This is a genomic window from Lutibacter sp. (assembly GCF_030692605.1).
Lineage (GTDB): Bacteria > Bacteroidota > Bacteroidia > Flavobacteriales > Flavobacteriaceae > Lutibacter.
In genome coordinates this window covers 48,281-54,608 of sequence record NZ_JAUYUD010000118.1, presented here as the reverse complement: position 1 = coordinate 54,608, position 6,328 = coordinate 48,281, and the positions used below count along the sequence as shown (strand labels likewise).

At 30.4% G+C, this 6,328-nt stretch carries 6 protein-coding genes; all 6 read right to left on the bottom strand.

Annotated features, from left to right (window positions below):
* Positions 1-185 precede the first annotated feature (185 nt).
* Positions 186-1,721 carry a signal peptidase I gene (gene lepB / locus Q8S45_RS12955; RefSeq protein ID WP_305605660.1) on the bottom strand — a complete coding sequence of 512 codons (1,536 nt, stop codon included), beginning with the start codon at positions 1,719-1,721 and terminating at the stop codon, positions 186-188.
* A 2-nt stretch (positions 1,722-1,723) separates the two neighbouring features.
* Positions 1,724-2,437 carry a 4-hydroxy-tetrahydrodipicolinate reductase gene (dapB, locus tag Q8S45_RS12950; RefSeq protein ID WP_305605657.1) on the bottom strand — a complete coding sequence of 238 codons (714 nt, stop codon included), beginning with the start codon at positions 2,435-2,437 and terminating at the stop codon, positions 1,724-1,726.
* A gap of 56 nt (positions 2,438-2,493) precedes the next feature.
* Positions 2,494-3,042 carry a DUF5683 domain-containing protein gene (locus Q8S45_RS12945; RefSeq protein WP_305605655.1) on the bottom strand — a complete coding sequence of 183 codons (549 nt, stop codon included), beginning with the start codon at positions 3,040-3,042 and terminating at the stop codon, positions 2,494-2,496.
* A 26-nt stretch (positions 3,043-3,068) separates the two neighbouring features.
* Positions 3,069-3,968: a ParB/RepB/Spo0J family partition protein gene (locus tag Q8S45_RS12940; RefSeq protein ID WP_305605652.1), complete on the bottom strand. Its 900-nt coding sequence runs from the start codon at positions 3,966-3,968 to the stop codon at positions 3,069-3,071.
* Positions 3,952-4,734, bottom strand: coding sequence for a ParA family protein (locus Q8S45_RS12935; protein WP_305605649.1), 783 nt, complete (start codon positions 4,732-4,734; stop codon positions 3,952-3,954). The genes Q8S45_RS12940 and Q8S45_RS12935 overlap by 17 nt, the downstream gene beginning before the upstream one ends.
* A gap of 122 nt (positions 4,735-4,856) precedes the next feature.
* On the bottom strand, positions 4,857-6,314 hold the full coding sequence (locus tag Q8S45_RS12930) for an aminoacyl-histidine dipeptidase (RefSeq protein ID WP_305605646.1): 1,458 nt from the start codon (positions 6,312-6,314) through the stop codon (positions 4,857-4,859).
* Between the last annotated feature and the right edge of the window lie 14 nt (positions 6,315-6,328).

The following is a 6,328-nucleotide window of genomic DNA, read 5'->3' as shown; positions in this document are numbered from 1 at the left end:
TTTTTAATATTTCTAAAATTTTGTCGTAATTTGATTTAAAGTTGTTCATATATTTAATTGCTTGATATACAAATAAATATACGACTTTATATAGTCAATGAACAACTTTTATTCCTGTTTTTATAAATGCACAACGGGTTTTATTATATAATTATTATCTTCCTAATTAGGCAGGAAGATAAATACTATTCAGCGTTTTTTCGTTTTCTATAGATACTATAACCAAACCAAAGTGCTAAAACACCTATAAAGTAATAGAAATAAGAAACGGGTGTTCCAGTGCCATGAACGGTAGTAAATAACCGCTCCCATCTTACTTTATTTGCAATTCCTTGTCCGCTGGTGTTCCAACTAAACCATATAAAAACTGGTTTTCCAACTACGTGATCGAAAGGAACAAATCCCCAATAACGAGCATCTTCAGAATTATGTCTGTTATCACCCATCATCCAGTAGTAATCTTGTTTAAAGGTATACGTTGTTTCTAATTTTCCGTTTATAAAAATATCATTACCATTAATGGTTAAGTTATTTTTTTCGTATTCCTCAATAATTCTTTTATAAAAAGGTATTGACTGAGCGTTTAAAGCAACGGTTTTACCAGCTTCTGGAATATAAATTGGACCAAAATTATCTGCAGACCAAGCAAATTGTTCGTTATGCGGAAAAACAGATGCATTATATTCGCCTTTTGGACTAATTTCTTTTGTTATGCTTTTAACTAATGGATTACTTTTAAGTTTTAGCGCATTTTCGTCGGTTAAATTTAAAATGTAAAAATCACTATAATAGCCTCCTTCTGTAACATTGTATCGTGCTAATGTAGAAGCACTAAGTGCTGCAGTGGTAACAACTTTATGAGTGTATTGTATTTTTGCTCTATCTGGTAAAATAGATAAATCACCATTAATATAAATATAACCATCTTTAATTTCCAATGAATCTCCTGCAATACCAACACATCGTTTTACATAATTAGATTTTTTGTCTATTGGTTTGTCAACGTGAATATTAGATTTATCAAAAAAGAATCGTACAGTATCTGTAGGCCAGCTAAAAACTACAATTTCATTTCTTTTTATTTTCTGAAACCCAGGGATTCTAAAATATGGTAATTGTGGTTTTTTAAAATAGGATCTGGTTTTAGTAAAAGGTAATGAATCGTGTACCATCGGTGCAGCAATGGTGGTCATTGGAGTTCTGGCTCCATAATGAAATTTACTAACAAATAAAAAGTCACCAATTAACAACGATTTTTCCAAAGAACTTGTTGGAATTGTGTAGGGTTGCATTATATAAGTATGAACAATTGTTGCTGCTATTACAGCAAAAACAATAGAGCTAACCCATTCACCAAGCTCTGTTTTTGATTTTAAGTCCCGTTCTCCGTTATAAGCATTATCCTTAGAATAATTTAAAACAAATGTATACAACCCCAATGTAAGAACTGCTAAAATGGAGTCTAACCTAGAGACCTTTCCAAAACTTTTAACAGTTTCTACCCATATTACAGGAAACATTAAAAGGTTTATAATAGGTATAAATAACAAAATTATCCACCAAAAAGGTCTTTTAATTATTTTCATTAAAATAATTCCATTGTAGATTGGGATTAACGCTTCCCACCATTTTCTACCTGCTTTTTCATATAATTTCCAAGTTCCTAAAAAATGTATTACTTGAATTACTATAAAAAATATGAACCATTCAGTCATTGTCATAATTATAAATTTTTATTGATACCTAAAACATCTTTCATTGTATAAATCCCTTTTTTGCCTACCAACCATTCTGCGGCAAGAACGGCTCCTAAAGCAAAGCCATTTCTGTTATGAGCCACATGTTTAATTGAAATTGAATCAACTTCTGAATAATAATCAACAGTATGAGTGCCAGGAACATCAGGAATTCTCTTTGACGTTATAGGTATTTCGTTTTCGTTTTTTGTTACATCAAGTGCCCAACTTTTAGCAGCATTATTTGCAATAACCCCTTCAGCTAATGTAATTGCGGTTCCACTTGGAGCATCTAATTTATTTACATGATGAATTTCTTCAATTGAAACATTATATGAATTGAGATTTTTCATCATTTTGGCTAAATACGCATTGAGTTCAAAAAATATGTTTACACCAACACTAAAATTTGATGCATAAATAAAAGCACCTTGTTCTACTTTACATAAATTTGTGGCATCTATATATTGATTTAACCAACCTGTAGTTCCACTTACAACAGGAATTTTGTTAAGTAGACAATTTGAAATATTGGAATAAGCTACCGTTGGAATACTAAAGTCTATGGCACAGTCTGCAATCCTAATGTCATATTCATGGGTATTTTCATCTACTTTTAAAACAATTTTATGTCCACGTTGCAAAGCAATTTGTTCAATTGTTTTACCCATTCTACCATATCCTAATAATGCTATATTCATTTGTTTAATTTTATTTTAAACCGATATATTACTTTAATGAAAGGTTTAATATATTTTTAAAAATTAAAATTTAGAGAGGCACCAACTACTGTTTTATTAGTTTTGAAATCTCGTGTTAAATTTGGTTTAAATGAAATGTTATCATCAATATCGTGTTGTAATAAATGAGCATTTGTACTTGCTTCTAAAATTTGCAATACGTAAAATGCAGCTGTGACCAACAGTGATAAATCTTTATCTTTTTTAAATGATTTTTGGGCTCTAACAAGTGCGTCTTTTGATAAAAATATATTCCCATCTTTTCCATCAAATTCATCTGGTTTTTCATTTAAACGAAGTTTATAAGCATTTCGAACTCTATTAAAATTTGAATTATTTGTACTATAAAAATAAATACTTGTTCCTAATGCTCCATATACGAATGGAATTTTCCAATATTTTTTATTGTATGCTTGTCCTAATCCAGGAAGTATTGCTGAATAAAAGGCTGATTTTGAAGGTGATAAAGCGTTAAATTCTTTATTATTTTTTACAGTATCTTTTATTTTAACTATTTCTTCTTTTTGAGAAAAAACAATAAAAATATTAGCAAACGCTACTACCATAAAAATATAAATTCTTTTTTTTATCACTATTGAAGCAGTTTTTTTATTCGATTAAAATCTTCTTCTGAATAAAATGGAATAATTAGTTTTCCTTTATTTTTTGCAGTTAATTTAACTTCAACTTTTTGACCAATAAATTCATTTATGCTTTTTAATTCTTTCGCAATAAACTCAGGCAATTCAAAAGTTGATGTAATTTTTTTTATTTTGGTAGTTGTACCTTCCTTTAAATTTTTTACCAAGTTTTCAGTTTCCCTGACAGATAATTTTTGCTTTATAATGTTTTCGTAAATTCTTAACTGGTCTTCAGAATTTTCAATATTAATTAAAGCTCTTCCATGTCCCATAGATAAAAATCCATCTCTCATACCAGTTTGGATAATTGGGTCTAATTTTAGTAAACGTAGGTAGTTGCTAATGGTAGAACGTTTTTTACCAACTCGTAGACTCATATCTTCTTGGGTTAAGTCTATTTCATCGATTAAGCGTTGGTAACAAAGCGCAATTTCAATTGGGTCTAAATCTTTTCTTTGAATATTTTCAACCAAAGCCATTTCAAGCATTTCTTGATCGTTGGCAATTCTAATATAAGCAGGAATCGTTTTCTTTCCAATTAATTTTGACGCTCTAAATCTGCGTTCACCAGAAACTAATTGAAATTTATTTCCTTCTAATTTTCTAATTGTAATTGGCTGGATTACCCCTAATTCTTTTATAGAACTTGCAAGTTCTCGTAATGCTTCTTCATTAAAATAAGTTCTTGGTTGAAAAGGGTTTACATCAATAGCATCAATATCTATTTCAAGAATTGAACCAACCAATTTATCAGCATTTTTATCATTTGCAGATAAAATATCTGAACTAGAATCGTTTAATAATGCAGATAAGCCTCTTCCCATTGCTTGTTTTTTAAACGCTTTTGCCATCGGTACTATTATTTTTTAAAATTTCGTGTGCTAAATTAATATAATTTACGGCTCCTTTGCTTGTAGCGTCATAAGATATAATACTTTCACCATAACTTGGTGCCTCACTTAAACGAACATTTCTTTGAATGATTGTATCAAATACCATATTCTGAAAGTGTTTTTTTACCTCTTCAACCACTTGATTCGATAATCTTAAACGGGAATCGTACATGGTTAACAACAACCCTTCAATATCCAATTCTGGATTGTGAATTTTTTGAACTGATTTTATAGTATTCAATAATTTACCTAAACCTTCTAACGCAAAATATTCACATTGAATAGGGATAATTACAGAATCCGCAGCAACTAAAGCATTTAAAGTAATTAAACCTAACGAAGGAGCACAGTCTATTAAGATGTAGTCATAATCATCTTTAATTGTGGCCAATGTTTCTTTTAATTTGTATTCTCTTTTATCCTTATCTACTAATTCTATTTCAATTGCAACTAAATCTATATGAGCTGGAATTATAGAAACATTTGGTGCATTGGTAGCTACAACTGCATCTTTAGCATCAACTGCATGTTCTAAAAGTTGATAGGTGCCTATTTCTACTTCTTCAACAATAATTCCTAATCCAGATGAAGCATTTGCCTGAGGATCTGCGTCTATTAAAAGTACTTTTTGTTCTAGAACACCTAAAGCAGCAGCTAAATTTATTGTAGATGTAGTTTTACCTACGCCACCTTTTTGGTTGGCAATAGCAATAATTTTTCCCATATATTAATTACTCGTTTTTTTAACGGTGTAAAAATACAATTATTTATGGTTTTTGAAAGCTAATAATGTTAACAAAGAGATAAAAAAGAAAGAGGGGCTTAAGCGTCCTCTTTCTTTTTAAATTACTTTTTAAATGGAATATTTTCTAGAATTGTAACTAGATATAACCAAAATTTTTGAGTAGATTTTATGTTTGCTTTTTCATCTGGAGAATGAGCACCCGTAATTGTAGGTCCAAAAGAAATCATATCCATTTCAGGATAATTTGTACCTAAAATACCACATTCTAAACCTGCGTGGCATGCAACAACACTTGGTTTTATTTTAAATAGTTTTTCGTACGTGTCTTTTAACAATCCTAATATTGGAGAATTTATGTTTGGCTTCCATCCTGGATATGACCCAAATAGTTCTACTTTATATCCAGCCATTTCATAAGTTGAAGTTAATGTATTTGCCAAATCCATTTTCGAAGATTCAACAGATGAACGTGTTAAACACATAATTTCAATGCCCTCATCTTTTACAATAACACGAGCTAAATTATTTGAAGTTTCAACTAAATCTTTCATATCATTACTCATCCTGTATACCCCATGAAGAGTAGCATACAAAGTATTTAATAATGTAGTTTGACTAATAAGGGTCATAACTCTTTTTGGAATTGTAATTTCTTCTAATGAAATATTTAAGTTTGAATCAACAGATTTCAACTCTTTTTTAATGTCTTTTGAAACATTATTAAATCTTTTTAAAAATGCATCTTTTTGAGAATTATAAACGGCTATTTTGGCAAAACTTTCTCTTGGTATTGCATTTCGTAAACCTCCTCCATCAATTTCAGAAACCCTCATATACTCCTGAGTTTCATACATTAAACGATTCATAATTTTATTAGCATTCCCTAAACCTTTGTGAATATCCATACCAGAATGCCCGCCGTTCAAGCCTTTTACAGCAATAATATATCCAGTTCCATTAGATGGAGAACTTACTTCATTATAACCATTTTTTGCTGAAATATCTATACCACCAGCACAACCTATGTCTATTTCAGAATCATCTTCTGTATCCAGGTTTAATAAAATTTCTCCAACTAAATAACCAGATTGAAGACCTTTTGCTCCAGTCATTCCCGTCTCCTCATCTATAGTAAATAGTGCTTCAATTGCAGGGTGAATAAGCTCTTTTGAAGCTAGAACACTCATAATTGCAGCTACGCCTAATCCATTATCTGCTCCTAAAGTAGTTCCTTCTGCTTTTACCCATTCACCGTCAATAACCATTTTAATTCCTTCTTTATCAAAATCAAAATGGGTGTCTGCATTTTTTTGATGAACCATATCTAAATGAGATTGAAGCACAACGGTTTTGCGTGTTTCCATTCCCTTAGTAGCAGGTTTTTTGATAATAACGTTTCCAACAGGGTCAACAACTGTTTCAAGGTTTAGATTTTTTCCAAAATCTACCATAAATTGGACAACACCTTCTTCTTTTTTTGAACCTCTTGGAACTGAATTTAAATCGGCAAAATTATTCCACAGGGCTTTAGGTTCTAGAGATCTTATTTCTTTACTCATAATTAAGTTTATTA